Source organism: Nocardia sp. Marseille-Q1738, from assembly GCF_965283145.1.
Genome location: NZ_CBDIMS010000003.1, coordinates 277,995 through 296,472, shown reverse-complemented (window position 1 = coordinate 296,472; position 18,478 = coordinate 277,995). Strand labels below are relative to the sequence as shown.

Genomic DNA, 18,478 nt, shown 5'->3' with positions numbered 1-18,478 from the left:
AAAATGGTAGCCCGGCCGGATCGGGCCACCGCACCCGGTCTACTACATTCCGTCGTTGGCTGGCTCAGTGGAAGCGGAACAGCCTGGTCGCGAGGACTCCGGACACCGCGCCCCACACGGCGAGCACGGCCAGGCCGAACCAGTCGAGGCTGTCGCGCATCGCGTCCTCCAAGGCGATCGCCAGCGCGCCCGAGGGCACCAGCCGGGCCAGCACGCTCACCGCGGTCGGCAGGTCGTCGCGGGCGAACACGATGCTGGCGATGCCGAGCATGACGAACCACAGGATGTTCGCCAGCGCGAGCACCACCTCGGCCTTGAGCGTGCCGCCGAGCAGCAGGCCCATCGCCGCGAAGGTGGCGGTGCCCAGCGCGATCACCGCGGCGCCCAGCAGCAGCCCGAGGGGTTCGGGTCGCCAGCCCAGCGTGACGCCGATCAGGCCGAGCAGGACCGCTTGCAGCACCACGACGATGAGCACCGCCGCGCTCTTGCCCGCGATGACACCCCAGCGCGGCAATGCCGTCGCGCCGAGCCGCTTGAGCGCGCCGTAGCGGCGGTCGAAGCCGACCGCGATGGCCTGACCGGTGAACGCGGTGGACATCACGGCGACCATCATCACCGCGGGCACGATGGTGTCCACCCGGTGCGTGCCCAGGTCGCCGAACGGCAGCAGGCTCAGACCGACCAGCAGCGTGATCGGGATGAACATGGTCAGCAGCAGCTGTTCGCCATTGCGCAGCAACAGGATCAGCTCGAGCCGGGTCTGCGCGAGCATCATCGCGGAGCGGGAACTCGGGCGGGGGGCGGGGGTGAAGGTGCCCGGCGCGAAGCGGTTGGCGGTCGAATCGTGCGTGCTCATCCGCGCAAATCCCGTCCGGTCAGTTCCAGGAAGACGTCTTCGAGACGGCGCTGATCGATCCGGATGTCGGTGGCCAGCACATCCATTCGCGCGCACCACGCGGTGACGGTCGCGAGCACCTGCGGAGTGATCTCGCCCTCCACCAGATACGTGCCCGGTGCGGTCTCCCTGGGCGCGAAGCCTTCCGGCAGCGCCGCCTTCAACAAATCCAAATTCAGTTTGGCCGGCGCGCAGAACCGCAGCTGACCGGCCGCGCCATGTGCGGTGACCTCGGCCGGAGTCCCGGAGGCGACGATGCGGCCGTGGTCGATGATCACCAGCTGGTCGGCGAGCTGCTCGGCCTCGTCCATCATGTGCGTGGTGAGCACCACGGTCACCCCGTCGCGGCGCAGGGCGTCGATCAGTTCCCAGACCATCAGCCTGGCCTGGGCGTCCAGACCGGCGGTCGGCTCGTCCAGGAAGACGATCTCCGGCTTGCCCACCAGTGCGCAGGCCAGCGCGAGACGCTGCTGCTGGCCGCCGGAGAGACGACGGTAGGGCGTGCGCCGGTTGTCCTGAAGACCGAGCGTGCGCAGCAGCCAATCGGGATCGAGCGGATCGGCGGAATAGGCGGCCACCAGATCGAGCATTTCGCCCGCTCGCGCACCCGGATACGCGCCGCCGCCTTGGAGCATGACGCCAATGCGGGGACGAAGCCGTTCGGAATCGGCGATCGGGTCCAGGCCGAGCACCCGCACCGCACCCGCGTCCGGTGCGGCGAACCCCTCGCACATCTCCACCGTGGTGGTCTTGCCCGCCCCGTTCGGTCCGAGCAGCGCGAGCACCTGCGCCGGTTCGACGTCGAACGTCAAGCCGTCCACCGCCGTTGTCTCGCCGTAACGCTTGACGACACCGTCGACGCTGACGGCAGGTCCGGAAGTCAGTGTCACGACTTCGCCTCGCTCGGCCGCGTTGCGCCCGCTGTCTGGATGGCTCCCTCGCCGCGCTCGGTCACGACTCCGCCTCGCTGGCGCTCGGCTGCGTCGTGCCCGTAGGTGCTGTGTTGATTGGTTCCCTCGCTGCGCTCGGTCACGACTCCGCCTCGCTGGCGCTCGGCTGCGTCGTGCCCGTAGGTGCTGTGTTGATTGGTTCCCTCGCTGCGCTCGGTCACGATCTCACACCGTAAGAGGTGGGCACCTGTGACGGAGCCGACACCCCCGTCTGCCCACGCCACGGCAGCACGTTGCGCGTGATCACGATGAACAGCACTCCGACGATCACGGTGGCGATGGCGGCGCCCACGATCTGGAACACCTCGAGGTTTGCGCCGCGCGGCATCAGGATCACGCTCACGACCGCCGAGAAGACCACCGCCGGAACGCGGAACACCGGCCGGGTGGCCCACGCGGCCATCGGCACGATCGCCCACAGCAGATACCACGGCTGCACCACCGGGAACAGCAGCACGATGGCGCCCAGCGCCACGCCGAGCGCTCCCACCGCGTGCAGCCGCCCGGTGCCGGTGGCCACCAGCATGCGCACCGTGAAGAAGCCCGCGACCACCGCCGCGATCGGCCGGGTGATGCTCAGCAGCGCGGTGGTGTGGTCCCCGAGTCCGAGCAGCACGCCGCCGAATCCGGTGATGATGCCGAGCACCGTGGGCAGCGACATCCAGCTGCGCACCACGCTCGCGGTGTTCAGGGTGTAGATCCAGCCGAAGCCGAGCCCGCTCGCCGAACTCACGAAAAGTGTGGTGCCGACGGCGATCGCGCCGAGCATGGCGGCCGCGATGGCGACGGTGCGCAGCGAGGCGCCCCAGCGCCGGGCGAGCGCCATCCCGACGAAGCCGAGCGCGATGATCGAGGTGAATTTGATCGACGAGGAGAGCGTGATGATGACCGCGCCGCTGGTCAGCCAGGCGTAGGCGCGGCCGTCGAACGGGTGGGTGTCCTCGATGGCGCGCAGGCAGAACTCGAGTCCGGCCAGCATCAGCCCGAGCATGAGCGCGTCGTTGTGGACGCCGCCGACCAGGTGGAACAGCACCAGCGGGTTGGCCGCGCCGAGCCACAGCGCGCTCACCGGCGCGACGCCGCAGCGCACCGACAGCCGCGGCAGCGCCCAGACGATCAGCGCGACGCCACCCAGCGCCAGCATCCGGTGCACCCAGACGCCCGCGATGATGTTGTCGCCGGTGAGTTCGGCGATTCCGCGACCGATCCAGAGGAACAGCGGACCGTACGGCGCGGGAGTATCACGCCAAATAGTCGGAACGTTGTTGGTGAGGACGTTGTCGATGCCCAGCCCCGCGACCGGCCCCTCCTCATAGGGATCGATGCCGCGCGCGGCGATCTCGCTCTGCGCCAGATAGGAGTACACGTCGTTGCTGAACAGCGGCGGCGCCACGCTGAGCGGGATGATCCACAGCAACAGCGTGCGGTCCAGCTGCGAGCGGGTCAGCCGGTGGATGGGGGAGCCGCCGATGCCGCCCACCGCGAACCGGCCCAGCAGCAGCCAGGCCAGCACCACCACGACGGTGCCGGTCATGCACATGGCCAGCGAGCCGGTGTGCGCACGGGCGAAGATGCCGAGCACGCGGACACCGGAGGTCGGGTTCTGATGCACCGGCTGCGCGCCGATGCCGAGCGCGCTGATCGCCATCAGCACCGTGCCCGTCGCGCCCATCAGGCGGATCCGCTCCAGCTGCGCCAGCTCTTTGCGGTCGAGACCGGGCACTTCCGATTCGTCCCGATGCAGCACCGCGATCGTGTGATCGGGCGTGGGCACATCGAGTCCGAGTGCCCGGCGCCCGAACGCCAGTGTCCTGCGCCGCGCGCCCTCCAGTACCGCCACGAGACGAAGCCTAGTTCGGGCGGCGGTCGCCCACCGCGAACGGGCACCGCTCGTTCCGATCGGACCTCTCCCGTCAGCGCGGCACAATCGACGCATGGTTTCGGAGTCCAGGCGGCGAATCGAGGTCGCCGCGTGCAGGCTACTGGCGCGACACGGGTATCACGGGTTCGGGCTGAAGGCGTTGAGCGACGCGGCGGAACTGCCGTACGGCTCGATCTACCACCACTTTCCCGGCGGCAAGGAGGAGATCGCGGTCGCCGCGATCACCGGCACCGGGGTGCTGACCGGCCGGATGATCCGGCAGGCCCCGAACGATGTGTTCGCCACCATGGCGACGCTGTTCGAATACATGGTCGCCAAACTCGCGGACTCGGACTGGACCGATGGGTGCCCGATCGGGACACCCGCGCTCGACGGCGGCAGCGACGTCGAGGCGGTGCGTTCGGCCTGCGTGACCGCCTTCGACACGATGGAGCAGGCTTTCGCCGGTCTGCTCGCCGAGCTCGGACTCGGCGAGGAAGAAGCGGCCTCGTTGGCCACCACGGTGGTCGCCGCGTACGAGGGTGCGACGATTTTGGCCCGGCTCAGGCAATCGGATGTGCCGTTGCGGACCATGGCGGTATCGATGGAGCGGCTCATCCGGTCGGCGTTCGCGTCGGTGCATGCGGGCGCGGCGGGGCATGAGTCGGCCGCCGGAACCAGGCCCGACGTCGCCGGCCCCGAGGTCGCGGATGCGTCGGCCGGAAATATTCCGGAAACACCAGTGGAGAAGGGGCGATCATCGTCGAACCTTGACTAGAAAGAACGTTCTAGCGACACTCGGACGATGAAGCGTCTGATGCTGACCGGTCCCGGTGAAATGCGCTGGGAAGAACATCCCGAACCCGAGCTGAGCGGGTCAGACCAGGCGCTGGTGCGGCCGGTCGCGCTGGCCACCTGCGACATCGACCCCTCCGTCCTGCGCGGCACGTTCCCACTGGCCGGGCCCTACCCGTTCGGGCACGAGGGGGTCGCAGAAGTGGTCGCGATCGGCCCGGAGGTCCGTAGTGTCGTCGTCGGCGATCTCGTAGTGGTGCCGTTCCAGATTTCGTGCGGCAGCTGTCGGGCGTGCACGCGGGGCCGGACCGGGAACTGTGGCAGCCATCCGCGGCTGTCCACCTTCGGGCTCGGCGCGATGGGCGGGCTCGGATGGGGCGGGCTGTGGGCCGACCTGACGTTGGTGCCGCACGCCGACGCCATGCTCGTCGCGCTGCCGCCGGGTGTCGATCCGGTCGCTGTCGCCAGCGCCAGCGACAACATCCCGGACGCCTACCGCTCGGTCGGGCCGCAACTGGCCGACGACCCGGGTGCCGAAGTCCTGGTGATCGGCGGCCCCGCCGCGTCGTCGATCGGCCTGTACGCCGCGGGGCTCGCTGTCGCCCTCGGCTCCGCCCGCGTCGTTTATCTCGACGACTCCGTCGAACGACTGGAGATCGCGAAATCCTTGGGCACGGAGGCGGTCGAGGGACCACCGGAGGCTCGAGTCGGCCGGTTCCCGATCATCGTGGAGGCGGCGGGCGGGGCGAAGGCGCTGCGCGCGGCGATCGCTGCGACCGCCTACGACGGCTGGTGCACCAGCGTCAGCGTCCAGTTGCAGGATGTCGCGCTGCCGGTCCTCGACATGTACAACCGCTGCTGCACCTTCCACACCGGCCGCGCGCACGTTCGACCCGTCATTCCCGCCATTCTCGATCTGGTCGCCACGGGCCGCTTCGATCCGTCACTGGTCACCACCGCCACGGCCGCGTGGGACGACGCTGTAGAGGCACTGCTGGAGACCCCGATGAAGCTGGTCGCGGTGCGGTGAGCGTCACTCTGTGACCAATCGCACTCCGCCCGCTCACCGAAGCGCCGACAGCCGCGTGGATCGAGCCTGCTGAGGGTGAGGACTGGTCGGCGATGGTTGAGCGCTCACCGGCCGGATTCGTCCAGCCTTGTCTATCTGCAGGTCAGCCGGGTGGAGCCCCGCACAGGTCGCGGTTTGCGGCCCGTCGGCACCCGTCCCGCACCGCCCCGGAAGGACGCTCGTCGCCGCCCGATTCGCGCAGGTCAGTCGGGTCGAGAACTCAGGGGACCCTTATTAGATTTCGGGAACGAATTCCGCCACACTGATGTTGTGAAAACCGTGGGTTTGCGGAGAGACGACGCAGGAGCCGGTCGCAGAGCCGACGCCGGGTCGGTCGCTGCGCCCGCGACGGTCGGCGGCGAGGGACATACCCGTGCGGCCATCGTCCAGTTGCTGCTGGAGGAAGGGCCGATCACCGCGACCGCCATCGGGAGCAGGCTGGGCCTGGCCCCGGCGGGCGTGCGCAGGCACTTGGACGCCCTGATCGAGTCCGGTCAGGCACGAGCCAGCCGATCGGCGCCGTGGCAGCAGAAGGGCCGCGGTCGCCCGGCCAAGCAATACCAGCTCACCGCGGCGGGACGAGGCAAACTGGGCCACGCCTACGACGATCTGGCCGGAGCCGCCATGCGACAGCTCGGCAAGATCGGCGGCGACCAGGCCATCACCGAGTTCGCTCGCCAACGGGCACGCACTATCGTGGCCGGGATCGAACCGGTCGCGGAGCACACCCCGGAGCGGACCGAGGCCAAGGCCGAGGAGATCGCCGAGGCGTTCACCGACGCCGGTTTCGCCGCCACCACCCGCAAGGTGGGCGCGGGCGTGCAGATCTGCCAGCACCACTGCCCGGTCTCGCACGTCGCCGAGGAGTTCCCGCAATTGTGCGCGGCCGAACTCGAGGCGTTCCGTGAGCTGCTCGGCACGCACGTGCAGCGACTGGCGACGATCGCCAACGGCGACTGCGCCTGCACCACGCACGTGCCGCTGGTGGTGCCACCGATAGCCCAGACCACAACGTCAGCACAAACCGCTGCACAGCCCGCAGCGGTACGAACGAACGACTCCGGAAGGAGTGCCGAATGACGACGACCACCGACCAGGTGCAACCGCTCACCCAGGAAGAGACCATCGCCTCGCTGGGCAAATACGGTTACGGCTGGGCCGATTCGGATGTGGCCGGCGCCAGTGCGCAACGAGGTCTGTCCGAGGCGGTTGTCCGCGACATCTCGGCGAAGAAGGACGAGCCGGTCTGGATGCTCGAGCAGCGGCTCAAGGCACTGCGGATCTTCGATCGCAAGCCCATGCCGAACTGGGGCTCCAACCTCGACGGCATCGACTTCGACAACATCAAGTACTTCGTGCGCTCGACCGAGAAGCAGGCCGCGTCCTGGGACGAGCTGCCCGAGGACATCAAGAACACCTACGACAAGCTGGGCATCCCGGAGGCGGAGAAGCAGCGGCTGGTCGCCGGTGTTGCCGCGCAGTACGAGTCCGAGGTCGTCTACCACCAGATCCGCGAGGACCTGGAGGCCCAGGGCGTGATCTTCCTGGACACCGACACCGGTCTCAAGGAGCACCCGGAGATCTTCCAGCAGTACTTCGGCTCGGTGATCCCCGCCGGTGACAACAAGTTCTCGGCGCTGAACACCGCGGTGTGGTCGGGCGGCTCGTTCATCTACGTGCCGCCGGGCGTGCACGTCGACATCCCGCTGCAGGCCTACTTCCGGATCAACACCGAGAACATGGGCCAGTTCGAGCGGACGCTGATCATCGTCGACGAGGGCGCCTACGTGCACTACGTCGAGGGCTGCACCGCGCCGATCTACAAGTCGGACTCGCTGCACTCCGCGGTGGTGGAGATCATCGTGAAGAAGGGCGGCCGCTGCCGCTACACCACCATCCAGAACTGGTCCAACAACGTCTACAACCTGGTCACCAAGCGGGCCAAGGCCGAGGCGGGCGCGACCATGGAGTGGATCGACGGCAACATCGGCTCCAAGGTCACCATGAAGTATCCGGCCGTCTGGATGACCGGCGAGTACGCCAAGGGCGAGGTGCTCTCGGTGGCCTTCGCCGGTGAAGGCCAGCACCAGGACACCGGCGCGAAGATGCTGCACCTCGCCCCGCACACCTCCTCGACCATCGTGTCGAAGTCGGTGGCGCGCGGCGGCGGCCGGGCCTCCTACCGCGGCCTGGTGCAGGTGAACAAGGGCGCGCACGGCTCGAAGTCCACGGTGAAGTGCGACGCGCTGCTGGTCGACACGATCAGCCGCTCCGACACCTACCCCTACGTCGATATCCGCGAGGACGACGTGACCATGGGCCACGAGGCGACCGTCTCCAAGGTCTCCGAGGACCAGCTGTTCTACCTGATGAGCCGCGGCCTCACCGAGGACGAGGCGATGGCGATGGTGGTGCGCGGCTTCGTCGAGCCGATCGCCAAGGAACTGCCGATGGAATACGCATTGGAACTGAACCGGCTCATCGAGCTGCAGATGGAAGGGGCCGTTGGCTGATGGCGACTGGTGTGATTGGAGCGGTCGAGGGCGAGAACCCCACGGCCAAGCCGATTCAGAACCCGGGCGCAGGGGCCGCGACCAACAAGGGCGAGGTCTTCACCTCATACGACGTGAACGCCTTCGAGGTGCCCTCCTCGCATGACGAGGCGTGGCGGTTCACGCCGCTGCGCCGCTTGCGCGGGCTGCACGACGGCACCGCCGTCCGGGACGGCGCGGCCACGGTCGAGGTCACCCAGGTCGCCGGTGTGAAGGTCGAGACCGTGACGCGCACCGACTCTCGCCTCGGCGAGGCGGGTGTGCCGGCGGACCGGGTTGCCGCCCAGGCTTATTCGGGCTTCGAATCGGCCACCATCGTGTCGGTCGGCGCGGAGACCGAGGTCGCTGAACCGGTCATCATCACGGTCACCGGCCCCGGCGAGGGCAAGACCGCCTACGGACACCTGCAGATCAGGCTGGACGCCTTCGCGGTCGCGACCGTGGTGATCGACCAGCGTGGCAGCGGAACCTACGCCGAGAACGTGGAATTCGTGCTCGGTGACAGCGCGAAGCTGACCGTCGTCGCGGTCCAGGACTGGGCCGACGACGCCGTGAACGCCACCGCGCACCACGGCAAGGTGGGTCGGGACGCCACGCTGCGGCACATCGCGGTCACCCTCGGCGGCGATCTGGTGCGCCTCACCGCCACCGTGCGCTACGACGGCCCCGGGGGCGACGCCGAGTTGCTCGGCCTCTACTTCGCCGACGCAGGCCAGCACTTCGAGCAGCGTCTGCTGGTCGACCACGCGGTGCCGCAGTGCAAGTCGAACGTGCTGTACAAGGGTGCGCTGCAAGGCGACCCGCATTCGCCCAAGGGTGACGCCCGCACCGTGTGGGTCGGCGACGTGCTGATCCGCGCCGCCGCCGAAGGCACCGACACCTTCGAGGTGAACCGCAACCTGGTGCTCACCGACGGCGCCCGCGCCGATTCGGTGCCGAATCTGGAGATCGAGACCGGCGAGATCGTCGGTGCCGGGCACGCGAGTGCCACCGGTCGGTTCGACGACGAGCAGCTGTTCTACCTTCGCGCCCGCGGTATCCCGGAGGACGCCGCTCGCCGCCTGGTGGTGCGCGGCTTCTTCCACGAACTCATCCAGAAGATCGCGGTGCCCGAGATCCGGGAGCGGCTGGAGTCGGCCATCGAAGCCGAACTCGCCGCGATCGGCGTCTGAAACCCGAACCACTCACCCTGCAAAAGGAATTCGAATTCGATGACGACTCTGGAAATCAAGGACCTGCACGTCGAGGTCGCCAACCCCGACGAGTCCGGCGAGCCCATCAAGATCCTCAAGGGCGTGAACCTCACGGTGAAATCCGGTGAGACGCACGCGATCATGGGCCCGAATGGCTCCGGCAAGTCGACGCTGTCCTACGCGATCGCCGGTCACCCGAAGTACACGGTGACCTCCGGCTCGATCACGCTGGACGGCGAGGACGTGCTGGAGATGTCGGTCGACGAGCGCGCGCGTGCGGGCCTGTTTCTCGCCATGCAGTACCCGGTCGAGGTTCCCGGCGTCTCGATGTCGAACTTCCTGCGCACCGCCGCTACCGCCATCCGCGGCGAGGCCCCCAAGCTGCGGCACTGGGTCAAGGAGGTGAAGGAGTCGATGAGCGAGCTGGAGATCGACGCCGCCTTCGCCGACCGCAGCGTGAACGAGGGCTTCTCCGGCGGTGAGAAGAAGCGCCACGAGATCCTGCAGCTCGGCCTGCTCAAGCCGAAGATCGCGATCCTGGACGAGACCGACTCCGGCCTGGACGTCGACGCGCTGCGCATCGTCTCCGAGGGCGTCAACCGCTACAAGGAGCGCGAGGACGGCGGCGTCCTGCTGATCACGCACTACACCCGCATCCTGCGCTACATCCAGCCGGAATTCGTGCACGTCTTCGTCGGCGGCCGCATCGTCGCCGAGGGCGGCCCCGAGCTCGCCGAGGAACTCGATGCCAACGGCTACGTCCGCTTCACCCAGACTGCTACCGCTGGAGCCTGATATGACCGCTACGGTCCGCACCCTCGACGTCGCCCGCATCCGGGCCGACTTCCCGATCCTGAGCCGCACGGTTCGGGACGGGAAACCGTTGGTGTACTTGGACTCCGGCGCGACCGCGCAGCGGCCGATCGGGGTGCTCGAGGCCGAACGCGACTTCTTGATCACCAGCAACTCGGCGGTGCACCGCGGCGCGCATCAGCTGGCCGAGGAGGCGACCGACGCCTATGAGGGCGCGCGGGCCGATATCGCGCGGTTCGTCGGTGTCGACGCGGGCGAGATCGTCTTCACGAAGAACGCCACCGAGTCGCTGAACCTGGTGACCTACGCGTTCGCCGACCACCGGTTCCCGTACCACGTCGGGCCGGGCGACGAGATCGTCATCACCGAGCTGGAGCACCACGCGAATCTGGTGCCCTGGCAGGAGCTGGCCCGCCGCACCGGCGCGACGCTGAAGTGGTACGGGGTCACCGAGGACGGCCGCATCGACCTCGACTCGCTGGAATTGTCGCCCGCCACGAAGGTGGTCGCGTTCACCCATCAGTCGAACGTCACCGGCGCGGTCGCCCCGGTCGCCGAATTGGTGCGCCGGGCCAAGAATGTCGGTGCGCTGGTGGTGCTCGACGCCTGCCAGTCGGTGCCGCACATGCCGGTGGACTTCCGCGAGCTCGGCGTCGATTTCGCCGCCTTCTCCGGGCACAAGATGCTCGGCCCCTCGGGCGTCGGCGTGCTCTACGGCCGCCGCGCGCTGCTGGAGGAGGTGCCGCCGTTCATCACCGGCGGGTCCATGATCGAGACGGTGTTCATGGACCACAGCACCTATGCCCCGCCGCCGCAGCGGTTCGAGGCGGGCGTGCCGATGACCTCGCAGGTGGTCGGATTGGGCGCGGCCGTGCGGTATCTGGAAGAGATCGGCATGGAAGCCGTTGCCGCACACGAGCACACGCTGGTCAGCGCGGCGCTGGAAGGGCTGGCCGGGATCGACGGCGTGCGGGTTATCGGCCCGGCCGAGAACATCGACCGCGGCGGTGCGGTGTCGTTCGTGGTCGACGGCATCCACGCCCACGATGTCGGGCAGATCCTGGACGACGAGGGCGTCGCCATCCGGGTTGGCCACCACTGTGCGTGGCCGCTGCACCGGCGTTTCGGTATCGCCGCCACCGCCCGCGCATCCTTCGCGGTCTACAACACCGTTGCCGAGGTGGACGCGCTGGTCGCCGCGGTGCGGAAGGCGCAGAGCTTCTTCGGGGTTGCATAAGACATGCGCATGGAGCAGATGTACCAGGAAGTGATCCTGGACCACTACAAGCACCCGCATCACCGCGGGCTGCGGGAGCCGTTCGGGGCCGAGGTGCACCACGTGAACCCGACCTGCGGCGACGAGGTGACCCTGCGCGTTGCGCTGGACGACAACGGCGACGTCGCCGACGTCTCCTACGATGGGCAGGGCTGCTCGATCAGCCAGGCCGCCACCTCGATCCTCACCGATCAGGTCATCGGGCTGCCGGTGCAGCAGGCGCTGAAGGTGGTCGACTCCTACAGCGAGATGATCTCCAGCCGCGGCACCATCGAAGGCGACGAAGACGTGATCGGTGACGGCATCGCCCTCGCCGGGGTGTCGAAGTACCCCGCACGGGTGAAGTGCGCGCTGCTCGGGTGGATGGCGTTCAAGGACGCTGTCCTGCGGATCGGCCCCGAGCAGCCCGCTGGCACGGCAGAACAGAAGTGAAGCGTCCGATGGGAGACGGGAAAGCGTCATGAGTGACACACCGGCCACCGACACGGCCGAGCAGGTCGAGCTGTCCGCCGAGGACATCAAGCTGCTCGAGGACATCGAAGAGGCGATGCGCGATGTCGTCGACCCGGAACTCGGTATCAACGTCGTCGACCTGGGCCTGGTCTACGGACTGCGCGTCGACCAGGACAACGTCGCCGTCCTCGACATGACGCTGACCTCCGCGGCCTGCCCGCTGACCGATGTCATCGAGGACCAGTCGCGCAACGCGCTGGTGCGCAGCGGACTGGTGGAAGACCTGAAGATCAACTGGGTCTGGATGCCGCCGTGGGGTCCGGACAAGATCACCGAGGACGGACGCGAACAGCTGCGCGCGCTCGGCTTCACGGTTTAGGCGTACCTCCGCCTTCGCTCCGGCCATGCGCGGGCTGAGGACGGACTACGTCCGGCAGCGCCGCTTGTGCGTACCTCCTGCCTTCGCGTAGCGCCGTTCGACATCGGGCCCGGATCGCAACGATCCGGGCCCGTCCCATGTCCTGGCGCTGCGTCAGGCTTCCGGGGTCGTCATGCGGCATCGGCGTACTCGTCCCGCATTTGGACGGATTCGAGGACAGCGGCAATGATTGCGGTGGTTCCGATTCCGGGGCGCATCCCAAGAGAAAGACTGTTCGATGAGATTGATGGGTAAGGTCGGCTTTGCCGTCGCGGTAAGCAGCCTTGCGGTGGGATCGGTGTTGGGCGCGGGATCGGCGAATGCGGCGGGCTCGTACGCGGCGATCGCGGTGAGCGGCGGCTCTTGGACGTACGGGGTGAGCACCGATGAGGCGGGCTTCGACGAGGCGAGGGCCGCGGCGCTCGCCAACTGCGGTGCCGCCGACTGCGAGGTGCTGGCCTCTTGGGCGAACGGATGCGGTGCGCTGGCCGAGAGCAACGAGGGTGTGGCCGCGGCGTCCGGTCCGAACCGGGCCGAGGCCGAGCGTGCCGCCTATCAGCGGCTCGCGCAGATCACCCCGACGGCGCAGCTCGCCAACGTCGGCTCCGCCAGCCTGAGCGGCGCGAAGATCGTCGAGGTCGTCTGCACAAGCAACGCCCGCTGATTCGACGGTGAGATTCCGGGCCCGGATCCCCGAGGGGACCGGGCCCGTTCGCGTCGGTCGACCTGGGCTCGCCTTCTCGTGAAAGCCGGGTTCGGAGCCACCGCACGGTGAGCCGTCCGAAAACCCCGCGGTAGCTAGACGATTCGGGTGCGGTGTCGGCTGTTTCCCTTCCGCACAGGCCCGGTCCGAGGTCACGCTCGCAACGGCAACCAGTTGCCGATCGAGTAGGTCCGCGACGAGCACAGTGATCGACGTGGTCACTGCCGCCCAGCGTGGGAAGTCCCGGTTTTGGACAGAGCAAGTGAGCTGGACGATGATCTGAGCCCGGAATCTGTCGAAGACGGGGAGGATCACATGTCGGTGCCGCACAAGGCTGCTCTCGGTCTGGCGGTGGTGTCCGCCGCCACCTGCGCCGTAGTCGGCAGTCCTGCGGGCCAAGCGCGTGCGGCCGGGGCTTACCATGGCGCGATTGCGCTTTCGTCGAGCACCGGCGCGATCGGGTCGGCGGTCAACTTCTCGACCGCCGCCGCGGCCGAGACCGCCGCCCGTTCCCAGTGCGGTGTCAGCGACTGCCGGACGGTCGTGCAGTTCTGGAATGCCTGCGGGTCGCTGGTCCGGGGCGCCGACGGTCGCCATGGTTGGGCGTGGGCGACCACCCGGGCCGACGCCGAACGCCGGGCCATCGAGTTCCTCGGTCCCAGCGCCCCGCCCTTCCCCGATCTCGGCAGCGCCGTGCCTCGCCCCGCCACAGTGCGCCTCACGGTCTGCACGATGACAGCCGGATAGCTCAGCGGCGCAACACTTTCCGGGCCAGCCAGTTGCCGGAGAACTGGATGCCCTGCACACCCGCGATGATGATCAGCGTCGCGACCAGCGTGACCTGCCAATCGAAGCGCTGATACCCGTAGACCAGAGCGAAGTCGCCGAGGCCGCCACCCCCGACCGTGCCCGCCATCGCGGACATGTCGACGATCGCGATCACCACGAACGTATAGCCGAGAATCAACGGGCCGAGCGCTTCAGGGATCAGCAGGGTCAGGATGATCCGCAGCGGGCCCGCGCCCACCGCGCGCGCCGCCTCGATCACGCCGGGATCGACCGTCACCAGGTTCTGCTCGACGATGCGCGCTATGCCGAACGACGCCGCGACGATCATCACGAACGCCGCCGCCTCGGTGCCGATGGTCGTGCCCACCACCTCGAGCGTCACCGGGCCGAGCGCGGCGAGCAGGATGATGAACGGGATCGGCCGCACCACGTTGACGATCACGTTGAGCAACAGGTTGATCGGCGCGTTCGCCAGCAGCCCGCCCTTGCGGGTGGTGTAGAGCGCGGTACCGAGCAGCAGCCCGACGAAGCCGCCGACCACGAAGGTGATCGCCACCAGGTAGAGGGTGGTGCCGATGGCCTCGTTCAGCACCGGGCGGAGTTTGTCCCAATCGGTATGCATGGCGCGACTCCTGTCAGGCCGTTCGGCGTTCGAGTTCGGCGACCACCTTGTCGACGGCGTCGTCGGGACCGTGCAGCGCCAGGGTGAGGCTGCCGAAAGTCTTCTTCTGCAAGCTGCTCACCCCGCCGTAGACCACCTCGAACCGGACGTCCGCCTGTGCCGCCGCGGCCAGCGCCGCACCGATACCGCGCCGGTCGTCGACATCGACCGTGACCAGCCGCCCGCCGTGGCGCTCGGCGAGGCGGCGCAGTTCGTCCCCGGACGGGCGATTGTGCAGCACTGTCTCGACGAATGACCGCGTGGGCGCGGCCTGCGGCGTGGCGAAGACCTCGAAGGTGCCGGCGAGTTCCACGATCCGTCCCTCCGCGAGCACCGCGACCCGGTCGGCGACCGCGCGGATGACGTCCATCTCGTGGGTGATGACCACGATGGTGACGCCGAGCTCGCGATTGATCTTCCGCAGTAGCCGCAGCACCTCGCCGGTGGTCTCCGGGTCCAGCGCCGAGGTCGACTCGTCGGCCAGCAGCAGCGACGGCGACGTGGCCAGCGCCCTGGCGATGCCGACACGCTGCTTCTGGCCGCCGGACAGCTGATCCGGATAGCTGCGCGCCTTGTCCGACAGTCCGACGAAGTCGAGCAGTTCGGCGACGCGCGCCTTGCGTTCCGCGCGTTTCCAGCCCGCCACTTTCAGCGGGTACTCGACATTCCCCGCGGCCGTGCGCGACCGGAACAGGTTGAACTGCTGGAACACCATCCCGATGTCGCGCCGCAGCCGCCGCACCTGCGCCTCCGGCACACCGGTGATGGGCGTGCCGTAGATCTCGATGGTGCCGCTGGTCGGTTTCTCCAGCGCGTTGATCAGCCGGACCAGCGTGCTCTTTCCCGCACCGGAATAGCCGATCACGCCGAAGATCTCGCCCTGCTCGATGCGCAGGTCGATGGCATCGAGCGCGACATTGCGCTGCGCGCCCTTGCCGAAAACCTTGGTGACCGACCGGAACTCGACCGCGGGAACGGCCGGGTCGCTCACTTGCCGTCGCGGATGGTCTGCTGCACCCGCTGCAGGATCTGCTCCAGTTCCGGTCCGCTGCGCCGCACCTCGACGGCGGTGCCCTTGGTCACGTCGTTGTGCGCCTTCTGCACCTCGGGATCGTGCCAGAGTTCGGCCAGCTGTAAATAGACCGGGTCGTTCTTGTCCTCGGCGCGAGTGACGAGCGCGTTGATGTACGGCTCGGCGGCCGGGTTCTTCGGATCGTCCTTGTACAGCGCCGAGTGCGGGTCGATGCCGGAGCGCTCCAGGAAGGTGTTGTTGACGATCGATCCGTCGACCGAAGCCAGCGACAGCGCGGTCTGTGCGGCGTCGACCGGCGTCACGCGCACCTTCGACGCTGCCTTGTCGATGTCGGCAGGGGAGGGCGCCTTGGTGTCGGACGACAGCTTCAGCAGACCGGCGGCCTCCAGCACGAACAGCGCCCGCGCCTGGTTGGTCGGGTCGTTCGGGATCGCGATCTCCGCGCCCGGCGGAATGTCGGCCAGCGACTTGTGCTTCTTCGAATACAGGCCGAGCGGCACGATGTAGGTGGAACCGATGGGCGTCAGCGTGTCGTTGTTCGCGACGTTGTAAGCACCGAGGAATTGCAGGTGCTGGAACAGGTTGATGTCGATCTGCTTCTGCGACAGCGCGAGATTGGGCTGCTTGTAGTCGGAGAAGTTGGTGATCCGCAGCGTGATGCCCTTGTCCTTGGCCCGCTGCTCGAAGACATCCCAGGAGCGATCCTTGTCGGTGGTGCCGATCCGCACTACCTTCTCCGACGAGGCGTCGTCACCGCCGCAGCCCGTCAAGGTCAGGGCCGCGGTCGCTACCAGGACCGGGATCGCCAGTACCCGATGGAATTTCACTCGTGCTCCCGATTGCTCGTCGCGATATGAACCCGGTCATCCAAGCGGCGAGGGCGAACGAGCGGCAACGTTTTCGATTGTGGTGAGCGAAACCGTCGGCCGGAATTGTACGATCGTCTAGTTTGCTGGCAATGCGCTTCAGCCACCGACTGCTGGTCCCGATCGTGTCCGTCTTAGCCGTCGCCGTGGTGGGCTGCGGTGGCGCGGACCGCTCCGACGTGGTCCGCATCGGGGTGAACGACCTGTCGCTGCCGCACTGGGAGGTCTACCGGAAGAAGGCCGCCGAGCAGGGCATCACGGTGGAGTTCACCAATTTCACCGACTACAACCAGCCCAATCCCGCGCTCGCGCAAGGACGCATCGATCTCAACAAGTTCCAGCACGTGCGGTATCTGGCCAACTACAACGTGCGCAACAACGACACCCTGGTGCCGATCGGCGCGACCGAGATCTTCCCGTTGACGCTGTACTCGCGCAAGCACAAGTCGGTGGCCGACATCCCGAAGGGTGGCCAGATCACGCTGAGCAACAATCCGGCCAATCAGGTGCGCCCGCTGCTGAGCCTCGCCGCGGCCGGCCTCATCGTGCTGAAGGGCGGCGCGAGCTGGGATTCCAAGATCGAGGACGTGGACCCCGGCGGCTCCCGGGTGAAGCTCACGCCGATTGATCCGACGCTCACCGCTCAATCGCTGGGCAGCGCCGACGCCGCGTTTGTCGACGACACTTTCGCCCGCCCCGCGGGCCTGACCGTCGACGAGGTCATCTACACCGACGACCCCGAGCGCCCGGAGCTGAAGCAGTACATCAACGTCTTCGCCGCCCGCGCCGCCGACAAGGACGATCCGACCCTGCGCAAACTCGCCCAGCTCTACCACGATCCGGAGGTAGCGGCCGCCGTCCGCGCGGAAACCGGCTATCAGGGCATCTTCAAGACCAATACCCCCGCCGACCTCCAGGCGACGCTGGCCGAACTCGAGGCTCGATTCCGCAAGTAGCGGGGCGCGGATAGCGGCACGGTGCGGGCAGCTGCCTGCCGGTTCGCCTGGGGTTTGCTCGCGGTCGGTTAATTGCTGGTTGTTCCGCCGATGGAAACCGCAGGCCGCGTTACAGCAGCGTTTCCTGATGGTTGCTGCAAAGTTGCTAATGGTCGTGGGGCTGGGTGTGAGAATGGGTCCGGTCACGCGAGTTCGTCCCAGTCGGAATCCACTTACTTTCCTGGAAGGGAGCTCGGTTATGGCAGCACAGGACATGGCCACCGAAAGCAGGACGATGTCGGAGGGTCGGCGTGAGGAGATGGCGGATGTCCGGGGGGAGGTGGAGATGCTGCGGATGCGGTTGGACGAGGCGCGGCAGGAGGCACAGAGTGCCCGCCAGTACGCGATGCAGGCCAGCGGGTTGGCGCGGCAAGCCCAGGCGCAGGCTCGTCAGGTGCAGCATCAGGCGCAGATGGCCCAGCAGGACGCCAACCAGGCCAATCAGCAAGCTCAGCAGGCCCGGCAGCAGGCCATTCTGGCGGCGAATCAAGCCCAGCAGGCCCAAAGCGAGGCCGACCGGGCCCAAAACCAGGCCCAGCAGGCCCAAGGGGAAGCCAATCAGTCTCAGCAGCGCGCGGCCTCCGCGCAGGATCAGGCCGATCAGGCCACGCAGCTGGCGCAGCAGGCGGAGGACCAGGCCAGCCGCACCCAGGATCGGTCCGGCCAGTGGGAGATGCAGCTGCATCAGATCCGCCAGCAGGCCCGGCAGCTGCAGGGTCGCTGACCCGGCGGGCGGATACCGAGTGAGTACGCGCCGACGGACCGGCGCACCGGAAGCCCGGTGCGTTCGGTTCGCCGGTCCGGGAGAGGTGGGTGGCGATGAGTGATCAGACCCCGCCTCCCCCGGCGGAGGAGCCGGGGGTCGATGTCGAGGTGGTGGTACCCGAGGTGCTGAGCGCCGGGGTATATGCGAACGGATTCACCTGCTGGTACAACCGTACTGATTTCACCGTCGACTTCCTGGTCTATCTGCCCGCCGAACCCGGTGCGGTCAAGAGCGACGGGCCGGTGATGCGGCAGCCCGTGCAGGTGGTATCCCGGGTCAAATTCCCGCCCGCGTTGATCTTCCGGTTGATGCAGACGCTCAACGATGCGATGAGCAACTACGAACGCCAGTTCGGGCACATCACCCACCTCGGCGAATAACCGTCGAGCC

Annotated in this window: 21 protein-coding genes; 14 read left to right on the top strand and 7 right to left on the bottom strand. The window is 67.9% G+C overall.

What is annotated here, in order from left to right; all coding sequences use genetic code 11:
- Positions 1–64: 64 nt before the first annotated feature.
- Genes ACWPXK_RS14840 through mptB form a run of 4 tightly spaced genes read right to left on the bottom strand, consistent with a single transcriptional unit; the run spans position 65 to position 3,685 of the window.
- On the bottom strand, positions 65–856 hold the full coding sequence (locus ACWPXK_RS14840; protein ID WP_454196698.1) for an ABC transporter permease: 792 nt from the start codon (positions 854–856) through the stop codon (positions 65–67).
- Positions 853–1,785, bottom strand: coding sequence for an ABC transporter ATP-binding protein (locus ACWPXK_RS14835; RefSeq protein WP_454196697.1), 933 nt, complete (start codon positions 1,783–1,785; stop codon positions 853–855). Before ACWPXK_RS14835 ends, ACWPXK_RS14840 begins: the two co-directional genes overlap by 4 nt.
- Entirely contained in the window at positions 1,782–2,006 is a 225-nt protein-coding gene (locus ACWPXK_RS14830; RefSeq protein ID WP_454196696.1) for a hypothetical protein, read from the bottom strand. Before ACWPXK_RS14830 ends, ACWPXK_RS14835 begins: the two co-directional genes overlap by 4 nt.
- Entirely contained in the window at positions 2,003–3,685 is a 1,683-nt protein-coding gene (gene mptB / locus ACWPXK_RS14825; RefSeq protein WP_454196695.1) for a polyprenol phosphomannose-dependent alpha 1,6 mannosyltransferase MptB, read from the bottom strand. Before mptB ends, ACWPXK_RS14830 begins: the two co-directional genes overlap by 4 nt.
- Before the next feature lie 94 nt (positions 3,686–3,779).
- On the opposite strand from mptB, the gene ACWPXK_RS14820 reads away from it, so the two are divergent.
- The 11 genes from ACWPXK_RS14820 to ACWPXK_RS14770 all read left to right on the top strand — a co-directional run bounded on the left by ACWPXK_RS14820 (position 3,780) and on the right by ACWPXK_RS14770 (position 13,725).
- Positions 3,780–4,484 carry a TetR/AcrR family transcriptional regulator gene (locus ACWPXK_RS14820; RefSeq protein ID WP_454196694.1) on the top strand — a complete coding sequence of 235 codons (705 nt, stop codon included), beginning with the start codon at positions 3,780–3,782 and terminating at the stop codon, positions 4,482–4,484.
- A gap of 27 nt (positions 4,485–4,511) precedes the next feature.
- Positions 4,512–5,531, top strand: a complete 1,020-nt coding sequence (locus ACWPXK_RS14815; RefSeq protein WP_454196693.1) for an alcohol dehydrogenase catalytic domain-containing protein — start codon at positions 4,512–4,514, stop codon at positions 5,529–5,531.
- 309 nt (positions 5,532–5,840) lie between these two features.
- Positions 5,841–6,650: a helix-turn-helix transcriptional regulator gene (locus tag ACWPXK_RS14810; RefSeq protein ID WP_454196692.1), complete on the top strand. Its 810-nt coding sequence runs from the start codon at positions 5,841–5,843 to the stop codon at positions 6,648–6,650.
- On the top strand, positions 6,647–8,083 hold the full coding sequence (gene sufB, locus ACWPXK_RS14805) for a Fe-S cluster assembly protein SufB (RefSeq protein ID WP_454196691.1): 1,437 nt from the start codon (positions 6,647–6,649) through the stop codon (positions 8,081–8,083). The genes ACWPXK_RS14810 and sufB overlap by 4 nt, the downstream gene beginning before the upstream one ends.
- A complete protein-coding gene (gene sufD, locus ACWPXK_RS14800) occupies positions 8,083–9,294 on the top strand; it encodes a Fe-S cluster assembly protein SufD (RefSeq protein ID WP_454196690.1) in 1,212 nt (403 codons plus the stop codon). The genes sufB and sufD overlap by 1 nt, the downstream gene beginning before the upstream one ends.
- Positions 9,295–9,333: 39 nt before the next feature.
- Entirely contained in the window at positions 9,334–10,110 is a 777-nt protein-coding gene (gene sufC / locus ACWPXK_RS14795; protein WP_454196689.1) for a Fe-S cluster assembly ATPase SufC, read from the top strand.
- A gap of 1 nt (position 10,111) precedes the next feature.
- Entirely contained in the window at positions 10,112–11,365 is a 1,254-nt protein-coding gene (locus ACWPXK_RS14790; protein WP_454196688.1) for a cysteine desulfurase, read from the top strand.
- A gap of 3 nt (positions 11,366–11,368) precedes the next feature.
- A complete protein-coding gene (sufU, locus tag ACWPXK_RS14785) occupies positions 11,369–11,836 on the top strand; it encodes a Fe-S cluster assembly sulfur transfer protein SufU (RefSeq protein WP_454196687.1) in 468 nt (155 codons plus the stop codon).
- A gap of 28 nt (positions 11,837–11,864) precedes the next feature.
- The gene (locus ACWPXK_RS14780; RefSeq protein WP_454196686.1) at positions 11,865–12,236 is read left to right on the top strand and encodes a metal-sulfur cluster assembly factor; all 372 of its coding nucleotides are present in this window, start codon (positions 11,865–11,867) and stop codon (positions 12,234–12,236) included.
- Positions 12,237–12,564: 328 nt separating this feature from the next.
- Positions 12,565–12,939, top strand: coding sequence for a DUF4189 domain-containing protein (locus tag ACWPXK_RS14775; protein ID WP_454196685.1), 375 nt, complete (start codon positions 12,565–12,567; stop codon positions 12,937–12,939).
- 354 nt (positions 12,940–13,293) lie between these two features.
- Positions 13,294–13,725, top strand: coding sequence for a DUF4189 domain-containing protein (locus ACWPXK_RS14770; RefSeq protein ID WP_454196684.1), 432 nt, complete (start codon positions 13,294–13,296; stop codon positions 13,723–13,725).
- 1 nt (position 13,726) lies between these two features.
- On the opposite strand, the gene ACWPXK_RS14765 is transcribed toward ACWPXK_RS14770, so the two are convergent.
- Genes ACWPXK_RS14765 through ACWPXK_RS14755 form a run of 3 tightly spaced genes read right to left on the bottom strand, consistent with a single transcriptional unit; the run spans position 13,727 to position 16,288 of the window.
- The gene (locus tag ACWPXK_RS14765) at positions 13,727–14,389 is read right to left on the bottom strand and encodes a methionine ABC transporter permease (protein ID WP_454196683.1); all 663 of its coding nucleotides are present in this window, start codon (positions 14,387–14,389) and stop codon (positions 13,727–13,729) included.
- Positions 14,390–14,402: 13 nt separating this feature from the next.
- Positions 14,403–15,419 (bottom strand): methionine ABC transporter ATP-binding protein, encoded by a 1,017-nt coding sequence (locus ACWPXK_RS14760; RefSeq protein ID WP_454196682.1) that lies wholly within the window; start codon positions 15,417–15,419, stop codon positions 14,403–14,405.
- Positions 15,416–16,288, bottom strand: coding sequence for a MetQ/NlpA family ABC transporter substrate-binding protein (locus ACWPXK_RS14755; protein WP_454196681.1), 873 nt, complete (start codon positions 16,286–16,288; stop codon positions 15,416–15,418). The genes ACWPXK_RS14760 and ACWPXK_RS14755 overlap by 4 nt, the downstream gene beginning before the upstream one ends.
- Positions 16,289–16,419: 131 nt before the next feature.
- On the opposite strand from ACWPXK_RS14755, the gene ACWPXK_RS14750 reads away from it, so the two are divergent.
- The 3 genes from ACWPXK_RS14750 (at position 16,420) to ACWPXK_RS14740 (ending at position 18,468) form a co-directional block, all read left to right on the top strand.
- Complete coding sequence (locus ACWPXK_RS14750) at positions 16,420–17,283, top strand: MetQ/NlpA family ABC transporter substrate-binding protein (protein WP_454196680.1); 864 nt, start codon at positions 16,420–16,422, stop codon at positions 17,281–17,283.
- Between the two features lie 238 nt (positions 17,284–17,521).
- The gene (locus ACWPXK_RS14745; RefSeq protein ID WP_454196679.1) at positions 17,522–18,046 is read left to right on the top strand and encodes a hypothetical protein; all 525 of its coding nucleotides are present in this window, start codon (positions 17,522–17,524) and stop codon (positions 18,044–18,046) included.
- A gap of 95 nt (positions 18,047–18,141) precedes the next feature.
- Positions 18,142–18,468, top strand: a complete 327-nt coding sequence (locus ACWPXK_RS14740; RefSeq protein ID WP_454196678.1) for a DUF3467 domain-containing protein — start codon at positions 18,142–18,144, stop codon at positions 18,466–18,468.
- Positions 18,469–18,478 lie beyond the last annotated feature (10 nt).

What these genes read in the sequence shown, in the direction of transcription:
- ACWPXK_RS14840 (WP_454196698.1), bottom strand. Translation starts at nt 856, where the DNA reads ATGAGCACGCACGATTCGACCGCCAACCGCTTCGCGCCGGGCACCTTC.
- ACWPXK_RS14820 (WP_454196694.1), top strand. Translation starts at nt 3,780, where the DNA reads ATGGTTTCGGAGTCCAGGCGGCGAATCGAGGTCGCCGCGTGCAGGCTA.
- ACWPXK_RS14815 (WP_454196693.1), top strand. Translation starts at nt 4,512, where the DNA reads ATGAAGCGTCTGATGCTGACCGGTCCCGGTGAAATGCGCTGGGAAGAA.
- sufB (WP_454196691.1), top strand. Translation starts at nt 6,647, where the DNA reads ATGACGACGACCACCGACCAGGTGCAACCGCTCACCCAGGAAGAGACC.
- sufD (WP_454196690.1), top strand. Translation starts at nt 8,083, where the DNA reads ATGGCGACTGGTGTGATTGGAGCGGTCGAGGGCGAGAACCCCACGGCC.
- sufC (WP_454196689.1), top strand. Translation starts at nt 9,334, where the DNA reads ATGACGACTCTGGAAATCAAGGACCTGCACGTCGAGGTCGCCAACCCC.
- ACWPXK_RS14790 (WP_454196688.1), top strand. Translation starts at nt 10,112, where the DNA reads ATGACCGCTACGGTCCGCACCCTCGACGTCGCCCGCATCCGGGCCGAC.
- sufU (WP_454196687.1), top strand. Translation starts at nt 11,369, where the DNA reads ATGCGCATGGAGCAGATGTACCAGGAAGTGATCCTGGACCACTACAAG.
- ACWPXK_RS14780 (WP_454196686.1), top strand. Translation starts at nt 11,865, where the DNA reads ATGAGTGACACACCGGCCACCGACACGGCCGAGCAGGTCGAGCTGTCC.
- ACWPXK_RS14770 (WP_454196684.1), top strand. Translation starts at nt 13,294, where the DNA reads ATGTCGGTGCCGCACAAGGCTGCTCTCGGTCTGGCGGTGGTGTCCGCC.
- ACWPXK_RS14765 (WP_454196683.1), bottom strand. Translation starts at nt 14,389, where the DNA reads ATGCATACCGATTGGGACAAACTCCGCCCGGTGCTGAACGAGGCCATC.
- ACWPXK_RS14750 (WP_454196680.1), top strand. Translation starts at nt 16,420, where the DNA reads ATGCGCTTCAGCCACCGACTGCTGGTCCCGATCGTGTCCGTCTTAGCC.
- ACWPXK_RS14745 (WP_454196679.1), top strand. Translation starts at nt 17,522, where the DNA reads ATGGCAGCACAGGACATGGCCACCGAAAGCAGGACGATGTCGGAGGGT.
- ACWPXK_RS14740 (WP_454196678.1), top strand. Translation starts at nt 18,142, where the DNA reads ATGAGTGATCAGACCCCGCCTCCCCCGGCGGAGGAGCCGGGGGTCGAT.